The 21,207-nt window shown below is 64.2% G+C and carries 22 protein-coding genes and 1 other RNA gene; 10 read left to right on the top strand and 13 right to left on the bottom strand.

Translation table 11 applies throughout. From position 1 onward, the window contains the following. Positions 1 to 170 precede the first annotated feature (170 nt). The 3 genes from AC1ZQA_RS10125 (at position 171) to AC1ZQA_RS10115 (ending at position 1,946) form a co-directional block, all read left to right on the top strand. Positions 171 to 389, top strand: a complete 219-nt coding sequence (locus AC1ZQA_RS10125; protein WP_482676847.1) for a hypothetical protein — start codon at positions 171 to 173, stop codon at positions 387 to 389. Between the two features lie 6 nt (positions 390 to 395). Next, a complete protein-coding gene (tadA, locus tag AC1ZQA_RS10120; protein WP_482676846.1) occupies positions 396 to 959 on the top strand; it encodes a tRNA adenosine(34) deaminase TadA in 564 nt (187 codons plus the stop codon). Positions 960 to 1,028: 69 nt separating this feature from the next. Then, positions 1,029 to 1,946, top strand: a complete 918-nt coding sequence (locus AC1ZQA_RS10115; protein WP_482676845.1) for an LD-carboxypeptidase — start codon at positions 1,029 to 1,031, stop codon at positions 1,944 to 1,946. A 22-nt stretch (positions 1,947 to 1,968) separates the two neighbouring features. On the opposite strand, the gene AC1ZQA_RS10110 is transcribed toward AC1ZQA_RS10115, so the two are convergent. The 3 genes from AC1ZQA_RS10110 to AC1ZQA_RS10100 are packed head-to-tail and all read right to left on the bottom strand — an operon-like array spanning position 1,969 to position 3,236. After that, positions 1,969 to 2,244 (bottom strand): DUF3106 domain-containing protein, encoded by a 276-nt coding sequence (locus AC1ZQA_RS10110; RefSeq protein WP_482676844.1) that lies wholly within the window; start codon positions 2,242 to 2,244, stop codon positions 1,969 to 1,971. After that, positions 2,228 to 2,653 (bottom strand): anti-sigma factor family protein, encoded by a 426-nt coding sequence (locus AC1ZQA_RS10105; protein WP_482676843.1) that lies wholly within the window; start codon positions 2,651 to 2,653, stop codon positions 2,228 to 2,230. The genes AC1ZQA_RS10110 and AC1ZQA_RS10105 overlap by 17 nt, the downstream gene beginning before the upstream one ends. A gap of 22 nt (positions 2,654 to 2,675) precedes the next feature. Beyond that, positions 2,676 to 3,236 carry an RNA polymerase sigma factor gene (locus AC1ZQA_RS10100; protein WP_482676842.1) on the bottom strand — a complete coding sequence of 187 codons (561 nt, stop codon included), beginning with the start codon at positions 3,234 to 3,236 and terminating at the stop codon, positions 2,676 to 2,678. Between the two features lie 230 nt (positions 3,237 to 3,466). Here AC1ZQA_RS10100 and dapC point away from each other — a divergent pair, with 230 nt between their 5' ends. From dapC to AC1ZQA_RS10065, 7 genes are all read left to right on the top strand, one after another. After that, entirely contained in the window at positions 3,467 to 4,666 is a 1,200-nt protein-coding gene (gene dapC, locus AC1ZQA_RS10095) for a succinyldiaminopimelate transaminase (protein WP_482676841.1), read from the top strand. Between the two features lie 8 nt (positions 4,667 to 4,674). Beyond that, the gene (gene dapD, locus AC1ZQA_RS10090) at positions 4,675 to 5,496 is read left to right on the top strand and encodes a 2,3,4,5-tetrahydropyridine-2,6-dicarboxylate N-succinyltransferase (protein ID WP_482676840.1); all 822 of its coding nucleotides are present in this window, start codon (positions 4,675 to 4,677) and stop codon (positions 5,494 to 5,496) included. Positions 5,497 to 5,545: 49 nt separating this feature from the next. Then, on the top strand, positions 5,546 to 6,697 hold the full coding sequence (locus AC1ZQA_RS10085; protein WP_482676839.1) for a PilT/PilU family type 4a pilus ATPase: 1,152 nt from the start codon (positions 5,546 to 5,548) through the stop codon (positions 6,695 to 6,697). Positions 6,698 to 6,716: 19 nt separating this feature from the next. Further along, the gene (dapE, locus tag AC1ZQA_RS10080) at positions 6,717 to 7,865 is read left to right on the top strand and encodes a succinyl-diaminopimelate desuccinylase (RefSeq protein ID WP_482676838.1); all 1,149 of its coding nucleotides are present in this window, start codon (positions 6,717 to 6,719) and stop codon (positions 7,863 to 7,865) included. Further along, complete coding sequence (prmB, locus tag AC1ZQA_RS10075; RefSeq protein WP_482676837.1) at positions 7,862 to 8,812, top strand: 50S ribosomal protein L3 N(5)-glutamine methyltransferase; 951 nt, start codon at positions 7,862 to 7,864, stop codon at positions 8,810 to 8,812. Before dapE ends, prmB begins: the two co-directional genes overlap by 4 nt. After that, complete coding sequence (locus AC1ZQA_RS10070) at positions 8,809 to 10,758, top strand: ABC-F family ATP-binding cassette domain-containing protein (RefSeq protein WP_482676836.1); 1,950 nt, start codon at positions 8,809 to 8,811, stop codon at positions 10,756 to 10,758. Before prmB ends, AC1ZQA_RS10070 begins: the two co-directional genes overlap by 4 nt. A 123-nt stretch (positions 10,759 to 10,881) precedes the next feature. Continuing rightward, the gene (locus tag AC1ZQA_RS10065; RefSeq protein ID WP_482676835.1) at positions 10,882 to 11,274 is read left to right on the top strand and encodes a DUF6858 family protein; all 393 of its coding nucleotides are present in this window, start codon (positions 10,882 to 10,884) and stop codon (positions 11,272 to 11,274) included. A 79-nt stretch (positions 11,275 to 11,353) separates the two neighbouring features. On the opposite strand, the gene AC1ZQA_RS10060 is transcribed toward AC1ZQA_RS10065, so the two are convergent. The 10 genes from AC1ZQA_RS10060 to AC1ZQA_RS10015 form a co-directional block, all read right to left on the bottom strand. Beyond that, positions 11,354 to 12,706, bottom strand: a complete 1,353-nt coding sequence (locus AC1ZQA_RS10060; protein WP_482676834.1) for an MATE family efflux transporter — start codon at positions 12,704 to 12,706, stop codon at positions 11,354 to 11,356. 7 nt (positions 12,707 to 12,713) lie between these two features. Then, positions 12,714 to 14,402 (bottom strand): hypothetical protein, encoded by a 1,689-nt coding sequence (locus tag AC1ZQA_RS10055; RefSeq protein ID WP_482676833.1) that lies wholly within the window; start codon positions 14,400 to 14,402, stop codon positions 12,714 to 12,716. Positions 14,403 to 14,518: 116 nt separating this feature from the next. Beyond that, on the bottom strand, positions 14,519 to 14,779 hold the full coding sequence (locus AC1ZQA_RS10050) for a type B 50S ribosomal protein L31 (RefSeq protein ID WP_482676832.1): 261 nt from the start codon (positions 14,777 to 14,779) through the stop codon (positions 14,519 to 14,521). A gap of 133 nt (positions 14,780 to 14,912) precedes the next feature. Beyond that, positions 14,913 to 16,175, bottom strand: a complete 1,263-nt coding sequence (rho, locus tag AC1ZQA_RS10045) for a transcription termination factor Rho (protein ID WP_482676831.1) — start codon at positions 16,173 to 16,175, stop codon at positions 14,913 to 14,915. Between the two features lie 218 nt (positions 16,176 to 16,393). Beyond that, positions 16,394 to 16,723, bottom strand: a complete 330-nt coding sequence (gene trxA / locus AC1ZQA_RS10040) for a thioredoxin TrxA (protein ID WP_079419497.1) — start codon at positions 16,721 to 16,723, stop codon at positions 16,394 to 16,396. Between the two features lie 157 nt (positions 16,724 to 16,880). After that, positions 16,881 to 16,979, bottom strand: an RNA gene (gene ffs / locus AC1ZQA_RS10035) — signal recognition particle sRNA small type. Positions 16,980 to 17,065: 86 nt separating this feature from the next. Next, positions 17,066 to 18,121 (bottom strand): bifunctional UDP-4-keto-pentose/UDP-xylose synthase, encoded by a 1,056-nt coding sequence (locus tag AC1ZQA_RS10030; protein WP_482676830.1) that lies wholly within the window; start codon positions 18,119 to 18,121, stop codon positions 17,066 to 17,068. Beyond that, positions 18,118 to 19,047 carry a formyltransferase gene (locus AC1ZQA_RS10025; RefSeq protein ID WP_482676829.1) on the bottom strand — a complete coding sequence of 310 codons (930 nt, stop codon included), beginning with the start codon at positions 19,045 to 19,047 and terminating at the stop codon, positions 18,118 to 18,120. The genes AC1ZQA_RS10030 and AC1ZQA_RS10025 overlap by 4 nt, the downstream gene beginning before the upstream one ends. After that, entirely contained in the window at positions 19,044 to 20,066 is a 1,023-nt protein-coding gene (locus AC1ZQA_RS10020; RefSeq protein WP_482676828.1) for a glycosyltransferase, read from the bottom strand. The genes AC1ZQA_RS10025 and AC1ZQA_RS10020 overlap by 4 nt, the downstream gene beginning before the upstream one ends. Continuing rightward, complete coding sequence (locus tag AC1ZQA_RS10015) at positions 20,063 to 21,199, bottom strand: DegT/DnrJ/EryC1/StrS family aminotransferase (RefSeq protein ID WP_482676827.1); 1,137 nt, start codon at positions 21,197 to 21,199, stop codon at positions 20,063 to 20,065. Before AC1ZQA_RS10015 ends, AC1ZQA_RS10020 begins: the two co-directional genes overlap by 4 nt. Positions 21,200 to 21,207: the final 8 nt, after the last annotated feature.

Here is a 21,207-nt window from a genome sequence, read left to right as displayed (position 1 = left end):
GGGAGACTCTGGACGAAGCCATGGCTCGTCATCTGGCCGGGCGTGACTTGTCCAAGGCGGGGAATTGAAGGTGTATGGTACTTTTCATGGCATTGTGCAAGTGTGAATATTTAAGTTATTGTTTCTGATGAATATTTTTCCCATGTTTACAATAGAATGGGAGTGATGCGATGCGCATGCTGTTCGGGCTCATCGGCTTGTTGCTCACTTTGCTTGTTCTGGTCTGGCTGGTGCGCACGCAGTTGACCGGACAGGTCGGTGTGTCAACACAGTCCGCGACGGCGGGCGCGCAGGGCGGTCAGGAACAGTCGGCATCGGCGGCGCTCAAGCAGTTCAAGCAATCGCTGGACAAGGCGCTCAAGGCGCGTCCGGCCAGCGTGCCTGAATAGGCCGATATGCTGAATCAAGTTTCTTCAGATTCCGAGGCCGACCGCGCGTTCATGCACCTGGCGCTCGATCAGGCGCAGAACGCCTGGCTGCTGGGCGAAGTACCGGTCGGTGCGGTGATCGTGCGGGCAGGGCAGGTCATTGCCACCGGCTACAACCGGCCGATCGGCGAACATGATCCCACCGCGCATGCCGAGATCGTCGCCCTGCGCCAGGCAGCAAACCTGCTGGGCAATTACCGCCTGCCGGATTGCACCCTGTATGTCACTCTGGAGCCCTGCGCGATGTGCGCCATGGCCTTGTTGCATGCGCGGCTCGCTCGCGTGGTGTTTGGTGCCCGTGATCCCAAGACTGGTGCAGCGGGCAGTGTGGTGGACCTGTTTGCCGATCCCCGGTTGAATCACCACTGCAGCGTCACCGGCGATGTCGAGCAGGCCACGTGCAGCGCCTTGCTGCAAGATTTTTTCCGCGAACGTCGCCGGGCGCAGAAGTTGCCGCAAGGTTCCGTGCACGACGGGTGTCTGGCGGGCATCGAAGTCACCGAACTCGATATCGAGCCGCCCTTGGTGTAATGGCGTCTTGTCTCTGCTCTGTTTCCGCACACGTTCATGTCGACACCCGATTCAATTCCAGAACAGCACATGAAGCGCGGTCTTCTGCGCCTCGTCTCTCCCGCCGGTGCAGTGCAGGACGCCGCGCGCCTCGAACTGGCCAGAGCGCACCTGGAGGCGCTGGGTTTTCGCGTGCACGCCGGGGCGCAGGTCTTCGCGCGGGTGCAGCGTTTTGCTGGCACGGATGCCCAGCGCCTGCGTGCCCTGCACGATGCTGCGCGCAGCAAGGCTGATGTGGTGATGATGACGCGCGGCGGCTACGGCTTGAGCCGCCTGCTGCCCGTCATTGATTACCCGTTGCTGGCCGAGGCCATCAAGACGCGCAGGCAGATGTGGGTGGGGCACAGCGATTTCACCGCCCTGCAGTTGGCCCTGCTCGCCAAGGCCGGAGTGGTGACCTTCAGCGGGCCGATGGCCGCCTATGACTTTGGCGACAAGACCCCGGACGACATCACGATCGACAGTTTTCTGGATGCGGCGGACGGCACGCTTGAGGCGGTGGGGTTCGCCTGCGACGATGCACCGCGCGGCTTCGACGTCACAGGCATTCTCTGGGGGGGGAATCTCGCCATGGTCGCCAGTCTGGTCGGCACCCCCTATCTCCCGCGTGTTGGCGGCGTGCTGTTCCTTGAGGACGTGAACGAGCATCCCTACAGCATCGAGCGCATGTTCAGCCAGTTGCTCCACTCAGGGGTGTTGCAGCGGCAGAAGGCCGTCCTGCTCGGACAGTTCACGGCATACAAGTTGAGCGCCCATGATGCGGGTTACAACCTGGATGCCGCTGTCGATTGGCTGCGCGCGCAACTCAAGCCGCACGGCGTGCCCGTGCTGACCGGATTGCCTTTTGGCCATGTGCGCACCAAGTTGACCTTGCCGCACGGGGTGCGCACACATGCGCTGCGCGATGGAAGCGAGGTTTTCCTGTTTTTCCCGCACGCCGGACACTGACGCCGCCCTGCAGGCGGGCGCTTTACTGTGACTGCCTGTGCTGCTGCTCGTACTCGCGCCGCAGGCGTTCCTGCTCGCCGGGTGGCAGGCGCTTGAAGCGCTGTTGCTCCTGCAGGATGCGATCGCGCTGCTGCGGCGGCATTCTTTCCCACTGCTGATACGAACCCTGACCATCGCGCTGGTTCGCCCGTGCCGCTGGCGAGAACACCCCTGCGCTCAAGGCCGCCGCAATGGCGACGGATAGGAGGCTGCGGGCAAGGGTTTGCCCGGAATGGAACCGATCAGGCCGGATTGCCATTTTGAAGTCCCTGTTGCAGCATCTGCGGATGGTTGGACAGCCACTGATAGAACTCGATGTTCTGCACCGCGTCCGCGACCTGCGGGCTGAGGCTGCCGGGATAGTTGCCTTCGTTCGAGGTGAGATGGGGCACGCTGATGAACACCGCCAGCGCCAGGGAGGCGGTTGCCATGCCAGCGGCGAACACCCGCGGCCAGCGCACGGCGCGCGGAGTGCGCCGGGGCAGACGTGCCGCAAGCTGGGGCAGGGGGCCGAGCTGGGCGCTGAGGCGTCGGCCGAACTGCAGCGCTTCCTGACACCGCGGGCAGTGCTTGAGGTGCATTTCCATTTGCGCGGCCTGTTCAGCCGACGCCAGACCACTGCGATAGTGGTCGATCTGAGCTGGGGTGAGGTGGTTTTGGGTGGTCATGATGTCACCTGATGCAGGCAAGTCAAACTTTAGCGGGATGGTCCGATTCAAGCAATTCCCGCAGACGGGTAAGGGCGCGCATGTGGTGGGTTTTCACGCTGCCTTCACTGACTTTCATCGCCATTGCGGTGTCCACGATGGACAGTCCCTCCATTTCGCGGAGCAAAAACGCCTCGCGCTGGCGTGGGCTGAGCGCGGAAATCGCATCGGCAATGCGCCCTGCAAGCTGACCGTTGGCAACTTCAGCCTCGGGCCCCATCGCGGTATCGGCCACGGATTCCCAACTGGGTGGCTGATCCTCCTCTTCGTCGCTGGAGAAGAAAAAATCGAAAATCTTCTCCACCTTGCGCTTGCGGTGCATGTCGGTGATGCGATTGCGCAGGATGCTGTAGAACAGCGGCGCCCATTCTTCTGGCGGACGATCCTGGTAATGGCTCACCAGCTTGAGCAGGCTGTCCTGCACCACGTCGGCGGCCATGGCCGCGTCGCGAAGCTCGATGAGTGCCACGCGTGTGGCGCGAACACGCACCTCGGCGCAAAACCGGTTCAGTGCGCTGGAGGTGGGTGCTGTGGCGTCACTCACGCGCACAGGGGAGAGAGCGTAGACATGATCCATAGCATAGTGGGCCAGTTCGGGCGAGTGGTCACAGGGCGAAAAAGGTGCGTTTGCCTGAAGACAACGCAGCGATCGGCGCGGTGATGACAGGCCATTCGGGGCGTGAGCATCTTTTTTCGGCGGTGGCAACGCGACGCACTCCGAATGCGCCTTCGTAGAATGCCCGCTCCAACTGCTTGCCCGCACGGTCCATCCAAGTGAATCCCCGCCTCGATCTGCTTCAGCCCTATCCCTTTGAAAAATTGCGCGTTCTGACGCAAGGCGTCACTCCGCCTGCGCAGTTGCGCGCGATCAGCCTGGGGATCGGCGAGCCCAAGCATCCCACGCCGCAGTTCATCCGCGATGCACTGACCGCGCATCTCGACGGCCTGGCGGTGTACCCCAGCACTGCCGGAACCACGGCGTTGCGGCAGTCCTGCGCGCAGTGGGCGCACCGGCGCTATGGCATTGCCCTGGATGCGCAGACGCAGGTGCTGCCGGTCAACGGCTCGCGCGAGGCGCTGTTCGCCATCGCGCAGACGGTGGTGGATGCCAGCCGCGACGCGGCCACCGTGGTCTGCCCCAACCCGTTCTACCAAATCTACGAGGGGGCAGCGCTGCTGGCCGGGGCGCAGCCGTATTTCGCCGCGGTGGATGCGCAGCGTAACTTTGCGGTGGACTGGGCGGCGGTGCCAAGCGAGGTCTGGCAGAACACGCAATTGGTGTACGTCTGCTCCCCGGGCAACCCGACTGGCGCGGTGATGCCGCTGTCGGAGTGGAAGCTGCTGTTCGAACTGTCCGACCGGCACGGCTTTGTCATCGCCAGCGATGAGTGCTATTCCGAAATCTGGTTTGGTGACCAGCCGCCGCTCGGGGGCCTGGAGGCAGCGTGGCGACTGGGGCGGACGGATTATCGCAATCTGTTGATGTTCACTTCCCTGTCCAAGCGCTCCAACGTGCCGGGGCTGCGATCGGGTTTCGTTGCCGGAGATGCTGCGCTCATTGCCGCCTTCACCCGCTATCGCACCTATCACGGCAGTGCGATGAATCCGGCGGTGCAGGCCGCGAGCGCGGTCGCCTGGGACGACGAAGCGCACGTCGCGCACAACCGCGCGCTGTACCGCGAGAAATTTGCCGCAGTGCTCCCCATCCTGCAGTCGGTGATGGACGTGCAATTGCCGGACGCCGGGTTCTACCTGTGGGCTGCAACACCAGGCGATGACGCGCAGTTCGCCCGCGGCCTGCTCGAAAAATACAATGTCACCGTTTTGCCCGGCAGTTACCTGGCGCGCGCGCAGGGCGGCGCCAACCCGGGCAGTGGACGCATCCGCATGGCGCTGGTTGCCTCCGTGGATGAATGTACCGAAGCGGCGCGCCGGATTGCCGCTTATTGTTCCGATCTCAACCCCTCACAGTGAACTTCACCATGACGCAACAACTGCAGACTCTCATCGATCAGGCCTGGGACAACCGCACCAGCTACAGCCCGGCCAGCGCCCCGGCCGAACTGCGCGAGGCGGTCGGCCATGTGATCGATCAGCTCAACGTGGGCAAGTTGCGCGTGGCCGAGCGGGTGAACGGCGACTGGGTGACGCACCAGTGGCTGAAGAAGGCCGTGCTGCTGAGCTTCCGCCTCCAGGACAACATGTCGATGCAGGCCGGCGATCTGCATTTTTTCGACAAGGTGCAGACCAAGTTTCACAATCTGAGTGAAGAACAGATGCGTGCCACCGGCGTGCGCGTGGTGCCGCCGGCCGTGGCGCGGCACGGCGCTTACATCGCGCCCAATGTGGTGCTGATGCCGTCCTATGTGAACATCGGCGCCTATGTCGATGAAGGCACGATGGTCGACACCTGGGCCACTGTGGGCTCGTGTGCGCAGATCGGCAAGAACGTGCATCTGTCGGGTGGCGTGGGCATTGGCGGGGTGCTGGAACCCATCCAGGCCAACCCGACGATCATTGGCGACAACTGCTTCATCGGCGCGCGCTCGGAAGTGGTGGAAGGCGTGATCGTCGAGGACAACTGCGTCATCTCGATGGGCGTGTACATCGGCAAATCGACCAAGATCTACGACCGTGCCACGGGTGAGGTGAGCTATGGCCGCATCCCGGAAGGCTCCGTGGTGGTCAGTGGCAATCTGCCCAGCAGCGACGGCAAGTACAGCCTGTATTGCGCGGTGATCGTGAAAAAGGTGGATGCGCAGACGCGCTCGAAGACCAGCATCAACGAACTGTTGCGCACTTGAGCAAACCAGGCGCGACGCACTGCAGTTTCAGATCACAAAGGGGGGGTGTATGTCGGCAATGGAGCGTTTGTTCAAGCTGATGGCGGAGAAAAAGGCGTCTGACATCTACATCAGCCCGCATGCCCCCATTCTCATCCGCATCAACGGTCACGCGGTGGCGGTCAACCGGCAGGTGCTGACCCCAGAAGAGCCGTTTCGTCTGCTGGCCGAGGCCGTGGGGCACGAGAAGGCGGCGGAGGTCACCCGCACCGGGGAACTCAACATCGGCCTGCCGCGGCCAGGACTGGGGAGCTTTCGCATCAGCGCGTTCCGCCAGCGCGGCAGCGTGGCCATGGTGGTGCGCTTCATCCCGGGAGAAATCCCGGCGCTGGAGTCGCTCAACCTGCCCGGCGTGCTGGCCGATCTGGTCATGGAAAAGCACGGCCTGCTGCTGATGGTGGGCTCCACCGGCGCAGGCAAGAGCACCACCCTGGCGGCGATGATCGACTATCGCAATGCCAACAAGACCGGCCACATCCTCACGCTGGAAGAGCCGATCGAATACCTGTTTTCCAATCGCAAGTCCATTGTCAATCAGCGCGAGGTCGGCATCGACACCGAGTCGCTCGCTGTGGGCCTGAGAAATGCGCTGCGCCAGGCGCCAGACTGCATCATGATCGGCGAAATCCGCGACCAGACGACCATGAGCGCGGCGCTGCAATACGCCCTGTCTGGCCACCTTTGCCTGGCCACGCTGCACGCCAACAACAGCTATCAGGCGCTGAACCGCATTGTCGGTTTCTATCCGATGGATCAGCGTGCCGCACTGTTCAACGACATGGCGTCGGGGCTGCGCGGCATCGTCTCGCAGCGGTTGCTGCGCGCCAGTGCCGGAGGGCTGACGCCAGCGGTGGAAATCATGCTCAACACCCAGCTGGTGCGGGAACTGATCGAAAAGGGCGATTTCTCCGGGGTCAAGGAGGCGATGGAAAAATCCATGGCCGAAGGCTCGCAGACGTTCGAGCAGGCACTGGCAGCCATGGTGGTCGATGGCGTGGTCAGCCGCGAGGAAGCGCTGGCCTATGCCGACTCTCCCACCAATCTGCTCTGGAGGCTGGAGAACGATTCAACCCTGCGCAAGCAGGCCGCGCCGGCCGAAGCCATCGAAGACGACACCCCTTCCTTCACCGAGATCACTCTCGACCTCGATTCCCCGCGTTAAGCGCGCACACGACCGCCGCATGTCTCCCACCCAAACCCTGGTTCACGATCTCATCTCCCGCCACTCCGTCACCCCGCGCGATGCGGGCTGCCAGCAGGTCATCGGCGCACGTCTGGCCGCACTGGGCTTTGCCTGCGAGACGGTGGAAAGCGGCCCGCCTGACTTTCGCGTGACCAACCTCTGGGCGCTGCGTCCGGGCGCGGCAGACGATGCTTCAGTGCTGGTGTTTGCCGGCCACACCGATGTCGTGCCCACCGGCCCGCTCGATCAGTGGCACAGCGACCCGTTCGTGCCCACCGTGCGCGAGGGGCGGCTGTACGGTCGCGGGGCGGCCGACATGAAAACCTCGCTGGCCGCGATGGTGGTGGCCGTGGAGGAATTTCTTGCCGCGCATCCGCAACCCCGGGGCGCAATCGCCTTCCTGCTGACCAGTGATGAAGAGGGCCCTGCGCGCGACGGCACGGTGAAGGTGTGCGAGCTGCTGGCCGCCCGCCGTCAGCGGCTGGACTGGTGCATCGTCGGCGAGCCCACCTCCACCGCAACCCTGGGCGACGTGATCAAGAATGGGCGGCGCGGCTCGCTGTCCGGGCGGCTGACCGTGCGGGGTGTGCAGGGCCATATCGCTTATCCGCACCTGGCCAGGAACCCCATCCATCTTGCCGCTCCCGCGCTGGCCGAACTGGCGGCAATCACCTGGGACGCGGGCAATGCCCACTTCCCGCCGACGTCCTGGCAGATGTCCAACATCCACGCTGGCACCGGAGCGACCAATGTCATTCCAGGGGAGGTGGTGGTGGATTTCAACTTCCGCTTTTCCACCGAATCCACGCCGGAACAATTGCGGCAGCGCGTCCATGCGGTGCTCGACCGCCACGCGCTGGATTACGCCATCGACTGGACATTGGGCGGAGAGCCGTTTCTCACCGCGCCGGGTGCGCTGTCCGAGGCCTTGCAGGCCGCCATTCGGGCCGAGACCGGTGTGCAGGCGCAGCTTTCCACCACGGGTGGCACGTCCGATGGCCGTTTCATCGCCAAGATCTGTCCGCAGGTCGTGGAGTTCGGACCGGTCAACGCCAGCATCCACAAAATCGACGAATGGGTGGACGTGAGCGCGCTCGACCCGCTGAAAAACATTTACCGCCGCACCCTCGAGGCGCTGGTGGCATGACCCCCACTGCGGACACGCGGCCGCACGACTCTTCCCCGGCGACACTGGGCGACGCGTGGGCCGAATCGGCGCACGCACTGGCTGCCGCGTCACTGGATTACGGACATGGCTGCGCCAGCGCCGAGGAAGAGGCGGCCTGGCTGGTCTTGCATGCCGCGGGGTTGCCCGCCACCGAGGCCGATCGGCTCGACATCCATGCCGCCCAGCCGCTGACCGATCGCCAGGTTCAGCAGATTCAGCAGATCACCGCACAGCGCATCGCCAGCCGCCAGCCGCTGGCCTATCTGCTCGGAGAGGCCTGGTTGGCTGGACTGCGGTTCACGGTCGATCCGCGGGTGATCGTGCCGCGTTCCTTCATTGCCGAACTGCTCGACCAGGGCGCTCTCGATCCCTGGCTTGTTGCGCCGCCGCAACGTGTGCTGGACATGTGCACCGGATCGGGCTGTCTGGCCATTCTCGCCGCGCTGGCCTGGGAGGACGCGCAGGTGGACGCCGCCGATCTCTCGCCGGACGCCCTGGACGTGGCACAGATCAACCGCGCCGATTACGCGCTGCAGGATCGCGTCCGGCTCATCGCCTCCGATCTGTGGAGCGCTTTCGCCGCCCGGCCGGGCGAAGGCTATGACCTGGTGCTGTGCAACCCGCCCTATGTGCCCACCTCCAGCATGCAGGCGCTGCCCGAGGAATATCGCCATGAGCCCGCGCTGGCGCTGGCCGGTGGAGCCGATGGCATGGATCTGGTGCGGCGTTTCCTGCGCGAGGCGCCAGTCCATCTCGCGCCGCACGGCGTGATCGTGCTTGAAGTGGGCAACGAGCGCGCGGCGTTCGAGGCGGCATTTCCGCAACTGCCTGCGGTCTGGCTCGAGACCGAACTTCACCTCGAGGCCGTCTGCCTGCTGCTTGCAGACGACTTGCGTGCAGCGTTTGCAGCCGGAGTGGCAGCATGATCCGCCTCACCGACATCGTGCTGCGCCGGGGCATCCAGGTCGTGCTCGACCACGCCAGCCTCACCCTGCATCCCGGCGACAAGGTGGGTCTGGTGGGCGTGAACGGCGCTGGCAAGACCTCGCTGTTTTCGCTGCTGCTCGGCACGCTGCATGAAGACGCGGGCACTCTGGAAAAGCCAGCCAACTGGCGCCTGGCCACGGTTGCACAGGACGTGCCCGATACCAACGCCACCGCAACCGACTTCGTGCTGCAGGGCGACGTGGCCCTGTGCGCCGCACAGCGGGCGCTGCAGGCGGCCATGAGCGCGCCCGAGCACGACGAGGCGGCCAGCCACGACCTTGGCGAAGCGCAGCATGCGTTCGAACTGGCCGACGGCTACACCGCACGGGCGCGGGCCGAGGCCTTGCTGCTCGGGCTGGGTTTCAGCGTGGCGGAATTGCACAAGCCCGTGCAGCAGTTTTCTGGTGGCTGGCGCATGCGGCTCGCGCTGGCGCAGGCGCTGTTCGCACCGAGCGACTGCCTGCTGCTCGACGAGCCGACCAATCACCTCGATCTCGACGCGCTGGTCTGGCTGGAGCAGTGGCTGAGCCGCTATCCCGGGCTGCTGCTGGTCATTTCGCACGACCGCGAATTTCTCGACGCCATCTGCCGCGTCACCGTGCATCTCGACGGCGGCAAGCTCACCCGCTACGGTGGCAATTACACCCTGTTCGAGGAACAGCGCGCTGAAAAAATCATGCAGCAGCAGGCGGCGTTTGCCCGGCAGCAGCAAGATATTGCACGGCTGACGCGCTTTGTCGAGCGCTTCCGTGCCAAGGCAACCAAGGCGCGTCAGGCGCAAAGCCGCATGAAGGCGCTCGAGCGCATGGAGCGGCTGGCGCCGGTCTATCTCAGCGGCGCCCTGCGCATCGAGCTGCTGGCGCCGCTGAGTCTGCCGCAGCAACTGCTCACCCTGCATGACGGGTGCTGCGGCTATGGCGTTCCCCCCATCCTCAAGGGCGTCAGCAAGGTCGTGACCGGCGGCCTGCGCCTGGGCATTCTCGGGGCCAACGGGCAGGGCAAGTCCACCCTGGTCAAGACCCTTGCCGGTGTGCTTCCTCTGCTGTCGGGCCAGCGCATCGAGGGCAAGGGACTGGTGATTGGCTACTTCGCCCAGCAGGAGGTTGATGTGCTGCGGCTGGATGAATCGCCGCTGCAGCACATGCAGCGTCTGGCGCGCGACATGGCGCCGCACACGTCCGAGCAGGAATGGCGCAACTGGCTGGGCCGCTATCAGTTCGACGGCGACATGATGCTGCGCGCCTGCGGCAGTTTTTCCGGCGGCGAAAAGGCCCGCCTGGCGCTGGCGCTGGTCATCTGGCGCAGGCCCAATCTGCTGCTGCTCGACGAGCCCACCAATCACCTCGATCTCCCCACACGCGAGGCGCTGGCCATGGCGTTGCAGGACTTCGCCGGCACTGTGCTGCTGGTGTCGCACGACCGCGCCTTGCTGCGCGCCACCTGCGATGCCTTCTGGCTGGTGGCCGACGGTCAGGTGCAGGACTTCGACGGCAGCCTCGACGACTACCAGCAATGGGCCCTGGCGCGCACCCGACAGCGCCAGAGTGCTGCCCAAGCCAAGCCCCAGATGCAGGCGAGCGTGCCCGCGCCCGAGCTGACTTCGCTGGATCGCAAGGAAGCCCGCCGCCAGCAGGCCGAACAGCGGCAACAGCGTGCGCAGCGGCTCAAGCCGATCAAGGCCGAGTTCGACAAGGTCGAGACCGAAATGCGCCAGCTCGAAGCAGACCGCACGGCGCTGGAAGCTGCGCTCGCGCAGCCCGGTCTGCCGACGGCAGAACGCGTGGAGCACAGCAGACAGCACCACGCCCTCTCCGAGCGCATTGCCCTGCTCGAAGATCGCTGGCTTGAACTGGGGGAACAACTCGAAGCGCTGCAGTCGGTTTGAGTCGGCGCACTCCGCTCGAAATTTGATCAATGCGGATATGCGGACCTGTTGATCCGAGTAAATTGGTCAGCCTTTCATCGTCAGGTCAGCCATCGGCTGACTGCGATCATCCCCGGAGTTCTCATGAAACAAACCCTGCTGCAAGAAAAATACCCTGTCTATGTTGCCGAAGTCTCCAAGTCCGAGACACGTTACACCACGGTCGGCGAAGTCGTCGACTACTTCAAGGAAAAGATCGCTTCCAACCCCAAGGTGAAATTCATCGCCGTGTTCGACCATTTCGAGCACACCACCAACATCGGCGGCGCCATTGCCCCGGAGATCAAGGCAGCGGCGGAAGTGATTTTTTGCTTCGGCATTGCATTGCCCAACCCCATGGTGCTCGCCGTGCGTCCGCGCTCCATCGGCATTGCCGACATGGGCGACAAATTTGTGGTCACCTTCCTCGAAGCACCCATGGCTCCGGCCAACGAAGCCATGGAAGCCTGGACAAAAGGGTTGCACAACAAGGACTGAGAACGCCCCCCACGCCTCGTCCACAATGATCGAGCAGCACCCCGACACGTTCGGCGGTGCTGTTGTTTTCTGCAACGCGTCAGCCTGGTGGCCTTCGGGCCACGCGCCAGAGCAGCACGGCAAAGCAACTCGCCGCGACTGCCAGGCCCGTCGTATTTCCCATCCAGAAACCCGCGGCGCCCTGCAGCGCAGGCGGGGTGAGCCCCAGGATGTCGAACCCCAGCATATAGCCACCGCCCAGCCCGATGCCCCAGAGGGACAGCGCATACAGCACGCTGGGCAACACTGCGATGTGGTAGGAGCGCAGGACGAAGGCGCTGCTCGATTGCACCGCGTCAAACACCTGATAGAGCGCGATGAACAGGAAGAGATGATCGGCCACGCGCTGCACCTTGGGGTCGGCGGTGTACCAGCCGATGATGTGGCCCCGCTCCAGCCAGACGATCAAGCCGATGGCCACCGAGAGCAAGGCTGCGGTTCCCACGCCACTCCAGGCCATGTGGCGCGCAGCGCGGATGTTGCCCGCGCCGAGATGCTGGGCCACCACCGAGCCCGTTGCGATGGAAATCGACAGCGGCAGCATGTAGAGCACGGTGGCGAAATTGGCGGTGATCTGGTGCGCGGCCAGCACGGTGTTCCCGAGGCGGGCGATGAACAGCGCCATGAAGGTGAAGGCGGACACCTCGACCAGCAGACTCAGCCCGATCGGCCCACCCAGGCGAAGCAGATGCGCCTGGGCAGCCCAGTCGGGCCATTCCCAGCGCGACAACGCGGCAAACGGGTGCAGCGCGGCGCTGTATCGATGCTGGAGCAGTGCCACAGCCAGCAGACCGTACTGGGTCAGCACCGTGGCCATGGCGCAGCCGGCTGCGCCGAATGCTGCAATGCCCCGCAGACCAAACTGATCCGGCAGCAGAAACAGAGCATTGAGCAGCAGTTTGACCAGCAGACCGCAGATCTGCAGGCCTGCCGTGAGCAAGGGTCTGGAGATGGCCTGGCTCAGCGCCGCATGCACCCGGAACGCCAGCGCGGCCGGCAGTCCGAAGGCCAGGATGCTGAGGTAGCGATCGACCATCGGATCGTGTGCCTGCCCGGTGAGCGCCAGCAGTGGCTGCGGCCAGAGCAGGACCGCCATGCCGACGACGCACAGGCCGACAGCAAGCCAGAGTCCCTGCCGATATCCCTCTCCCACGACCCGTGGTGTGCCTGCGCCGAAGCTGCGCCCCAGTGTGGGCAGCAGCGACTGGGTGACGCCCGAGAGCGCCACATACAACGTGATGTAGATCGCCTGGCCAATGGAGAGGGTGGCCAGATTGGCCGTGGTGGAGTAATGCCCGAGCATCACCGTGTCGGCCACGCCAAAGCCGATGACCGCAAGCTGGCCGATGAGCACGCTCACGGCCAGTCGCAGCAGATCGCGCAGTGACCGCATGCCGCGTTCAGCGAGGGGCTGGCGTCAGCCGCTGGTAGAGCAGGATCGGCTCGTCCCGTTCACCGGGGCGGCCGCCGCGCCAGATCTGCCGCCACTGCGCCGCAGGACCGGGGGCATGCGTGCCCAGTGCATAGGGGCAGTCTGCCCTGGAGAAGGCAAGACGGCTCCAGTAACCGATCAAGGCTTGCGAGGTGAGGTCGATTCCAGAAGGCTGCAGGCAGGGCGTGCCGACCCGCATGGACAGTGCGCTGCTGGTGCGCACCGCATGGGCCACGCTGATACCGACGAAGCGGTAGGTGCTGGCGTAGTTCAGTGCCGGCATCCACAGGCTGCCGACCAGCACCCAGGCGAGCGTGACTCCGCTGGCCGACAACACCATGCCCTTCCACAGCGGGTGACGATGGCGTCCGGTGCGCCACATCACAATCGCCGTCCAGGCCGCGGTGGCCAGCAGCGAGATGCCCACCGTGAACAGATCGAGGTCGAGATGAAAGCCAGGCGCAAGTCGAGCAATATTGGCTGCGGGCTTGGGCGGCCAGCCCGTCAGCATGGCCAGCCACATCACCCAGACCACCAGCGCCAGCAGACTGTAGAGCAGGACCGCGAACCAGTCGATTGCCGCCAGCCCGGCACGCCGCATCACAGGCAGCGCGAAGCCGGCCAGAATGGCCATCGGCGGAAGGGACAGCAAAAAGACCTTGTCGTTGTTGCCGAGCGCCAGGGCGCTGAGCAACGCCAGCAGGGCCAGCGCCCAGGCTGGTTGCAGGTGCCTGGCATGCAGTGATTCGCGCCAGCGCCACAGGGCCCACAACGCAAGTGGCCAGGCTGGCCAGGTGAACCAGACGCCAATGCGGAAAAAATTGCCGATGCCCTGCCATGTCGGCCATTGACCGTGCAAGGACCAGCCGAGTTGCGATTCGGCCCACAGACCCGATGCCAGGCCGAGCAGCAGGGCGAGCAGGGAAGGCCAGTGGCGTCTGTCCAGCTCACGCCGTAACAGCAGTGCAAGCGTGACTGTCAACAGCACAGCGAACCAGCCGGCCGATGTCAGTGCCAGGCTGAGCAGTCCCAGTCCGATCACCGCGGCCCCGGCTCCCGCCCTGCGCGGATGCAGCGACACGCCCAGCAGTACCGCGCTGACCGCAGCGAGCTGCAACACCTGGGTCGAGGCTTCATGGCCGCGGCCGAGCAAGCCCAGCGTGGCCAGCAAGGTGAGCAGCACGCCATCGGCGATGGCGCGGGCATAGTCGCGCGATGCAATCGGCGGCCCAAAGGCCGGCGGCACAGGTTGCGCCGCGTCATCGCGCGCAAAGTGATAGGCCGCATACCAGGTCAGGCTCATGCTTGCACCGAGCGCCAGCATGAACGGCAGCCGGGAAGCCAGCACCGGGCCGATCGATGTGCCGAGGGCCTGAATCGACAGCGCGCCCAGCCAGTGGGTCAGCCAGCCATCGCGGATGACATGGCCGTACAGCTGCGGGTGAAACCAGTCGGTCGCGCCCTGCGCCATTTGCCACATCACCGCGAAATTCAGGCCGTCTGAACGCCAGGGATCGCGGCCGATGAAGCCAGGAAGGATGTAGGCCACACAGAGCAGCAACAGCAGGGGACGCGGCAGTTTGGTGACCGCGTCGGCCTTCAGCGCGGGGCGCGTCGGCGGCCTGCGGGTCTGTCCGTGCGAGAAGGCCGAACTCATCGGGAGAATCTTCGGAATGGGCGTTGCGTCTGATCTGAAAAAGACAACGGGCAGCCGCGCTGCCCGTTGTCTGCATCTGCATCGGGTCGTGACAACCCGGACTGGCCGCCAGGTGCTCAGGCCTTGCCGGTCGCCTTGGCGAATTTCTGGCGGAACTTCTCGACGCGGCCACCCAGAGTGTCGACGCTCTTTTGTTGACCGGTGTAGAAGGGATGCGACTCTGCGCTGGTTTCCACCTTGTACAGGGGGACTTCGCGCCCATCGTCGAGCTTGATGGTTTCGCGTGTCTGCGCGGTGGAGGAGATGATGATTTTCGAGCCGGTGGACAGGTCGAGGAAGCAGACGTCGCGGTATTGAGGGTGGATTCCAGGTTTCATTTCAGTTCCTTGGGGTTCAGCTAGCCGCCGACGCGCGTGAAAATCATGCAGCAAAAGCATGCAGGGCTACACAACAGTCTGCAGTCGGTACTTGGCAAAGGGCGAGATTATCGCAGATTTTTCTGGCGTGGCCTCAACCACCGCGGCGCATCATGTCGAAGAACTCGGCGTTGTTCTTGGTCTGCTTCATTTTGTCGAGCAGAAATTCCATCGCCTGAATTTCGTCCATGGGGTAGAGCAGTTTGCGCAGAATCCAGGCTTTCTGCAGGACTTCCGGCTTGAGCAGCAGTTCTTCGCGGCGCGTGCCGGAGCGGTTGATCAACATGGCCGGATAGACGCGTTTTTCGGACAGGCGACGATCGAGGTGGATTTCCATATTGCCGGTGCCCTTGAATTCTTCGTAGATCACCTCGTCCATGCGGCTGCCGGTGTCGACCAGCGCGGTGCCAATGATGGTCAGCGAGCCGCCCTCCTCGATGTTGCGCGCGGCACCGAAAAAGCGCTTGGGTCGCTGCAGGGCGTTGGCATCGACGCCACCCGTGAGAATCTTGCCGGAAGTCGGGATGACCGTGTTGTAGGCGCGCGCCAGGCGCGTGATGGAGTCGAGCAGGATGACCACATCCTTTTTCAGTTCGACCAGACGCTTGGCCTTTTCGATCACCATTTCCGCGACCTGCACATGGCGCACTGCGGGTTCGTCGAAGGTGGAACTCACCACTTCGCCGCGCACAGAGCGCTGCATTTCGGTCACTTCCTCCGGGCGCTCGTCGATCAGCAGCACGATGAGCACCACCTCGGGATGATTGGCGGTGATGGCATGCGCCAGGGCCTGCAGCATCACGGTCTTGCCGCTCTTGGGCGGGGCGACCAACAGACCGCGCTGGCCCTTGCCGATCGGCGCAATGATGTCGATCACGCGGCCGATGATGTTTTCCTCGCCCTTGATGTCGCGCTCCAGACGCATGTGCTCCGTGGGGAACAGCGGCGTCAGGTTCTCGAACATGATCTTGTTCTTGTTCTCTTCCGGGGTCACGCCGTTGACCCGGTCCACCTTCACCAGAGCAAAGTAGCGCTCGCCGTCTTTTGGCACGCGCACCTCACCTTCGATGGAGTCGCCGGTATGCAGATTGAAGCGGCGGATCTGGCTGGGCGAGATGTAGATGTCATCCGGCGACGCCATGTAGCTCGACTCGGGTGCGCGCAAAAAGCCGAAGCCATCGGGCAGGACTTCCAGGCAGCCGTCTCCGAACACCTGCTCGCCGTTACGCGCCACACGCTTGAGAATGGCGAACATCAGTTCCTGCTTGCGCAGACGACTTGCGTTCTCAATCTCGAACGATTGCGCCATTTCAAGCAGCTTGGAGACGTGTGTCGCTTTGAGTTCGGACAGATGCATGGTGAAAAGCTCGGGAGGGGAAGTCTGCAGTCGGGTCCGTCGTGACCTGAACTGTGCATGAACCTGGACATGGCCCACGCGAAGCAGCAACAAGAGAGAGGGGGTAGAACAGGCCGTGTGGGGGGTATCACGGCAGGCGATTGGCTTTGAGTGACCAAGCGCCGAAAGAAGTTGCGCGGTGGCGGTCATCACGACCGCGACCGCACAACTGAGGCAAATTATAGATGGGCGTCGACGAAGGCGGTCAGTTGAGACTTGGAGGCCGCGCCAACCTTGTTGCCCGCAAGCTCGCCGTTCTTGAACAGCAGCAGGGTGGGAATGCCGCGAATTCCGAACTTGGCAGGGATGGAGCGGTTTTCGTCCACGTTGACTTTCATGATGGCGAGCTTGCCTTGGTATTCGCTGGCCATCTCGTCCAGGGTCGGGGCGATCATGCGGCAGGGGCCGCACCACTCGGCCCAGAAGTCCACGAGCACGGGCACGCCAGACTTGAGCACATCCTGCTCGAAATTGGCGTCGTTGGTATGTTTGATCAGTTCGCTAGCCATGGTCACCTCGATAGAAAGATTTGATGGGGATTTTGACACAAATTGCCGCGGTGGCGCTGATCGCAACGGACTGATCCTGAATCAGTGACTGGGCAAACACCTTGGAGAATCGCAAGTCCGACCGCATGACGGCAAGGGCGGGCGATGCCGGAATTGGGGTGACGAGCCGTTCCCCCGGCACTCTCGGTAAACGGCTGTGGCTGCTTCGTTCCCGACCTGACCAAGTTCACCGCGCCGCGATGCGAGGCGGCCCGTCATTGCGCATTCTATGTTGTTTCGTTCCGGCGGGCCTCAGGGCCGATCCGCTTCATGCTGACTTTCGCCTCTTGCGGGATGCGCGCTTCAGTTGCCCGCTTCATCCATCAGCGCCCGGGCCTGGGCAATGTGGCCGCGGTAGGCGTCGAAAATCTTGCGCAGCGCGGTGTCCATGTCGGCCTTGGGCGCCCAGTTCAGATCGTGCATGGTGTTGGCGATCTTGGGCACGCGGTTCTGCACGTCCTGGTAGCCCTTGCCGTAGTAGGCGCCAGAGCTGGTTTCGACGAGTTGGACCTGTTTGGCGGAGTCAGCGTATTCAGGCACGGAGGCGGCGATGCGCAGCATGCGCTCGGCCAGTTCGCGGATGGAGTGATTGTTGGCCGGGTTGCCGATGTTGTAGATCTGGCCGCTGGCCACGCCATCCCTGTTCTCGATGATTTTCATCAGCGCGTCGATGCCGTCGTCGATGTCGGTGAAGGCGCGTTTTTGCTGACCGCCGTCGACCAGGCTGATGGCCTCACCGCGCACGATGTGGCCGAGGAACTGCGTGACCACGCGCGAGCTGCCTTCCTTGGCCGAAAAGATGTTGTCCAGCCCGGCGCCGATCCAGTTGAACGGACGAAACAGGGTGTAGTCCAGCCCTTCCTGCTGGCCGTAGGCGGCAATCACCCGGTCCATGAGCTGCTTGGAGCAGGCATAGATCCAGCGTGGCTTATTGATCGGGCCGTAGGTGAGAGGCGAGTTCTCGGGGTCAAATTCGGCGTCACTGCTCATGCCGTACACCTCGGAGGTGGACGGGAACACCAGACGTTTGCGATGTTTGACCGCAGCGCGCACGATGGGCAGGTTGGCCTCGAAGTCGAGCTCGAACACGCGCAGCGGCGCCTTCACATAAGTGGCGGGTGTGGCGATGGCTACCAGCGGCAGGATCACATCGCACTTTCGCACGTGGTATTCGATCCACTCCTTGTTGATGGTGATGTCGCCCTCGAAAAACTTGAAGCGCGGATTGCCGGTCAGTTCTTCGACACGGTCGGCATTCATGTCCATGCCGTACACCTGCCAGTCGGTGGTGGCGAGGATGCGTTTGGAGAGGTGGTGGCCAATGAACCCGTTGACGCCGAGGATGAGGATTTTTTTCATGATTGCAGTCCTGCGAGGCTTGAGAATTGTTGTGCGCTCAGGGGGTGACCGGGCTGGTCAGCGGCCCAGAGTTCCAGGAGGTGGATCACGCCGCCATCGGCCGCCCTGGCGAGCATTTGCCCGCCAGCGACAGCTGGGCCGACCGGGGTTGATGCCGCGAGCAGCCCGGCCAGTTCAGGACGCGCCAGGCGGGCGCGGGCGACGATGAACCGATGGCCGCCCAGATCGAAAAAGGCGCCGGGGTAGGGCGGTGCGACAGCGCGGATGAGGTTGTAGACCGACTGCGCCGGTTGCGCCCAGTCGATGCGGCCATCTTCCGGCTTGCGGCCGCCAAAATAGCTGCCTTTGGCGAGCGCGTTGGCGCGGCGCGGAACCTCGCCGCGCTGCAGTTGGGGCAACACCGTCCAAAGGGCAATTTCGGCGGCCACGGTGAGTTTGTCGAACACGTCTTTGGCCGTGTCGTCGGGCAGGATGGGCACGGCCTGCTGCGCGACGATGTCGCCGGCGTCGGGCTTGATGTCCATGACATGCAGCGTGGCGCCGGTCTCGGTTTCGCCATGCAGCACGGCCCAGTTCACTGGCACGCGGCCGCGATATTTCGGCAGCAGCGATCCGTGCATGTTCAGCGCGGCAATGCGCGCCGCGGCCAGCAGCGGCGCAGGCAGCATGCGACGGAAGTAGAAGGAAAACAGGTAATCGGGGGCAAGTGCGACCACCCGATCGATCAGTGCGCCGTCCACGGCCTCGTCCACATAGGCCACCGGAATGCCCGCTTCGACCGCCACATCGGCGACGCGGTCGAACCAGAGGGTTTCGGTCGGGCTGTCCGGGTGGGTGACGACGAGATCGACTTGCACGCCGCGCGCCAGCAAGGTCTTGAGGCAGCGCACCCCGACATTGTGATAGGCAAAGACGACGGCTCTCACGTTGTGGCGGCCTGCGTCTGGGCTGCAGGGTTGGAAGCGGGCGTCTGGTGCGGCACGAACACGCCCGGCTCGGGTGGTAAATCCTGCAGCACCGCCTGCACCAGATAGCGTGGGCGGCCGCGCACCTGTTCGTAGATGCGGCCGATGTATTCCCCCAGCAGGCCGATGCTGAACAACACCACGCCGAGCAGGAAGAAGGTGATGGCGAACAGCGTGAACACGCCCTGCACCTGCGCGCCCTCGATGAAGCGTTGCACCATCAGATAGAGGAACAGCGCGCCGGAGGCCAGCGACAGCAGGATGCCCGAGTAGGACATGAGCTGCAGCGGTACCAGCGAGAACCCGGTGACCAGATCGAAGTTCAGCCGGATGAGCTTGAACAGCGAGTATTTGGAGTCACCCGCCTGTCGCTCCTCATGGGCCACCTCGATTTCGGTGGGGTGGAGTGCGAAGGTGTAGGCCAGTGCCGGGACGAAGGTATTGGCCTCGGTGCAGCGGTTCACGGTGTCGACCACGTCGCGGCCGTAGGCGCGCAGCATGCAGCCCTGATCGGTCATGCGCACGCTGGTGATCTTTTCGCGGATCCAGTTCATCGCCCGGCTGGCGTTGCGACGGAACCAACTGTCCTGCCGCATGCGGCGAATGGTGCCGACGTAGTCATAGCCCTCGCGCATCTTGGCCACCAGATGGACGATTTCCTCGGGCGGGTTCTGCAGATCGGCGTCCAGGGTCACGATGATGGGCGCGCGCGTGTGCTCGAAGCCGGCAAGGATGGCCATGTGCTGGCCGTAATTGCCGTTGAAAAGCACCACGCGGGTCACGTCAGGGCGCAGCCGTTGCTGCGCGGCCAGCAGCGCGGCGGAGCGGTCACGGCTGCCATCGTTGACGAACAGGATTTCGTAGGGCTCGCCCAGTGCGTCGAGCGCGGGGTAGAGGCGGGCGAACAGGGCGGGCAGTCCGGCTTCTTCGTTGTAGACAGGAACGACCACCGAAACGGCAGGATGAGAATGCAAGGTCATAGGCCGAATTGTCGCAGCACGGCGTCGAGGGTGTCAGTCACTCGGGCCACGTCGCTGTCGCGCATCGCAGGGAACAGCGGCAGGGTGAGGATGGATGCGCCCACGGTCTCGGCATGTGGAAAATCGCCGGGCGCAAAGCCGCGCGCACGGTACAGGCGGAACAGATGGATCGGCGGGTAGTGCACGCCGGTGACGATGCCGCGGTCTTTCATCGCCTGCATCACGTCGGCGCGGCGCAGATGCGGCGGCAACACGATCTGGAACATGTGCCAGTTGCTCTGCGTGAAATCGCGCGGCGGCAGCTGCACCCCGCGTGCTTGCAGCCCGATCGCGTCGAACGCGGCGAAGTATTGCCGCGCCAGATCGCGCCTGCGGGCGTTGAATTCGTCGAGCCGCTGCAGCTGCCCCCAGCCGACGCGCGCGGCCACGTCGGTGAGGTTGGACTTGCCGCCGACCACGTCCACCTCCATGCCGTCGAGCCCGCTGCGCCGCACGCCCTGCAGCCGCAACCGGCGCGCCAGGTCGGCGTCGGCATCCGGCGGCAGCACCAGGCAGCCGCCTTCGATCGACGTGATGTTCTTGTTCGGGTGAAAGCTGAACGAGGCGAAATCACCGAAGCTGCCGATGCGTTTGCTGCCCCAGCTGCTGCCGATGGCCTGCGCGGCATCCTCGATCACCCGCAGCCCGTGGCGCTGGGCGATCGCGTCGATGGCGTCCAGATCGGCAGGCAGGCCGGCCAGGTGCACCGGCAGGATGGCGCGGGTGCGCGGGGTGATCGCCGCCTCGATGCGGCCTGCGTCGATGTTGCGCGTGGCCGGGTCGATGTCGACGAACACCGGCGTCGCACCTACGGTGAGGATCACATTGCTGGTCGCCACCCAGGACAGCGGCGTGGTGATGACCTCATCGCCCGGGCCGATGCCCAGCAGCCTGAGCGCCACCTCCATGGTCACGGTGCCCGAGGCGAAGGCCAGCACGGTGCGCCCGCCAAAGTAATCGGACAGCGCCTGTTCGAACCGGGCGCACCACGGGCCGGTGGTGATCCAGCCCGAGCGCAGCACCTCGACCACCCCGGCGATGGTGTCGTCGTCGATGTCGGGGCGGGTAAAGGGAAGGATGTCTTGAGAAGTCATGCGAGACA

The sequence above is a fragment of the Thiomonas sp. DCM-2 genome (assembly GCF_056820905.1).
Note: the sequence above shows the minus strand (reverse complement) of the source record. Positions and strands in the feature narration are given on the sequence as shown.